The following is a 2,147-nucleotide window of genomic DNA, read 5'->3' as shown; positions in this document are numbered from 1 at the left end:
CTGCACCGCTTCACCTCCGTGCCGCCGCTGCTCGCCCTCGACCACGTCGACGTGCTCGTGCCGCGCACCCGTCGGCTGCGGGCGTCCGGTTTCGTACGGATCGTGCGGGCCCACGCCCTGCCGCACCCGCAGATGGTGACGGGGGTGCCCGTGGCGCCGGTCGCGCGCGCGGTCGCGGACACCGTCGCCCAGCTCACCGACGCCTCCACGGTGCGCCGGCTGCTGGCCGAGGCCGTGCGCGGCGGGCACTGCGAAGCGGCCGCCGTCGTCAAGGAGTTGACGCGGGCGCGGCTGCTGGCGCGGGCGCACGTGGTGGACGCCGTGGACACGCTGCTGGCCGAGGGCCGGGCCGTCGCCGAGGGCCGGCTCTACGACCTGGTGCGCGACCACCGGCTGCCCGCCCCGCTGTGGAACGTGGACCTGCAGCTGCCGGGCGGCCCGTGCCTGGGCCGGGTGGACGCGTTCTGGCCCGAGCACAGCGTGGCCGTGGAGATCGATTCGCGGACGCCGCGCCAGGACGACGACGCGGTGTGGTCGGCGCAGTTCCGCAAGCGGGAGCACCTGGAGCGGCTCGGGGTCATGGTCGTGCACATCACGCCGAAGAAGCTGCGCGAGACCCCCGAGCAGCAGGCCGCGGTGGTCCGTACCGCCCTGATGGCGTCGGCCGACCGCGACCCCGCCGCGTATCTGGTGGTGCTGCCCCGGTGACGCCCGGCTCAGCGCCGGGAGAGCAGCAGCTCGGTGTTGCGGTCGGCGGGCGCGCCGGCCAGGGAGATGTCCGATCCGGGGGCGTTGAAGGCCAGTTCCCGGTAGAGGGAGGCGAGTCCGGTCTGGGAGAGGTCGCCGGGGTCGGTGCGGTAGGGGGCGGCGGATTCGACGAGCGTGGTGAACAGCGAGACCGTGCCGTCGTGGTTGTCCGCGACCTCGATGACGCGGGCCAGCTGCGGGTAGTCGACGTGCGAGGCGGTGGAGATCTCCCAGAAGGTGCCGCGGGGACGGATCCGGTTGCGGTGGCTGTGGCCGTTGATCCAGGCGAGGACGTTGCTGTGGTCCTTCAGGACGGCGATCAGCTCGTTGCCGTCGTGGCGGTCCTCGCCGGGGTGGGTGGGGTCGGGGGTGAGGTTGTCCATGCTCCAGCTGGGGTGGTGGCTGAAGACGAGCGCGTACTTGTCCGCGTAGCGCTTCAAGGTGCGCTCCAGCCAGCGCAGTTGGCCGGTGCCGAGCGAACCCTGGTAGTGGCCTCCGGGGTCGGTGGTGTCGAGGCTGATGCCGATGACCTTGTCGGAGATCTTGAAGGAGTAGTAGAGGTCGCCCGAGTCGAGGTTGTCGCGGGTGTAGCCGTGGCCGACGGGGCCGCGGCCCTTGTAGCGGGGGTCGAGGTGCGCGGCCACGTACTGCCGGGAGGTCAGCGGCACGCGGCGGGGGTCGGCGGTGACGGTGCGCATCTCCTTGCGGTGCGCCTTCAGCAGGGCCTCGATCCGCTTGCCCTTGGGGTCGACGCCCTTGGACTCGCCCTCCATCAGCCACTTGGCCTCGGCTGCGGAGACGGTCTGGAGCTTCTTGCTGCCGGTCGCGGCCTCGGCGATGAAGGTGCCCGCGGCCGGGTAGCAGCCGCCGGAGAGGCCGTCGTGGTTGCCGTAGGTGGAGTACCAGGGGATGTTCAGGCCCGGGCTGTTGACCTGGCGGGTGGCGGCGCCGAGGTAGCCGGGGATGCGCGGGAAGCCGGCCTGCTTGTCCTGGTCGCGCAGGGCGCTCTCGGGCTGCCAGAAGAGCTTCAGCCCGCTGTTCTGGACGCCCTCGTAGTGGCGCGGGTCACCGGTGTTGGGGTTCATGCGGCCGCCGCTCATGGCGGTGAGGAACCACTCGACCTCGATCCGCGCGTTCTCGTCGCCGTTGTCGCCGGTGGTGATGACGAAGGACAGCGGCGCACCGGTCGCGGGCCCGTGCCGGAGCTTGTTGACGCGCTCGATCAGCGACACCACGCCGGGCAGGGTCAGCGCCTCGTGCGGACGCCACGCGCCGGGCTCGCCGGCCCGGAAGAACTCGTAGCGCAGCGGATGCTGCACATCCGTCAGGTGCAGGTCGGTGAACTGCACGAAGGAGGCCAGCGTCGTACGCCGGTCCTCGCGGCCGCGCTGCGCCCCGGC

2 protein-coding genes are annotated in these 2,147 nt (G+C 72.2%); one reads left to right on the top strand and one right to left on the bottom strand.

The genetic code is table 11. The features are described from left to right. Window positions 1-708: hypothetical protein (locus tag V7793_RS36710; RefSeq protein WP_336014013.1), on the top strand; the 708-nt coding region annotated here is incomplete at its 5' end. 8 nt (window positions 709-716) lie between these two features. Here the strand turns inward: V7793_RS36710 and V7793_RS36705 are convergent. Then, on the bottom strand, window positions 717-2,147 hold a 1,431-nt coding region (locus V7793_RS36705; RefSeq protein ID WP_336014012.1), incomplete at its 5' end, for a TIGR03767 family metallophosphoesterase.

This window comes from Streptomyces sp. KLMMK (genome assembly GCF_036961605.1).
Taxonomy (GTDB): Bacteria; Actinomycetota; Actinomycetes; order Streptomycetales; family Streptomycetaceae; genus Streptomyces; species Streptomyces telluris.
This window is presented reverse-complemented; position numbering and strand designations above follow the sequence as displayed.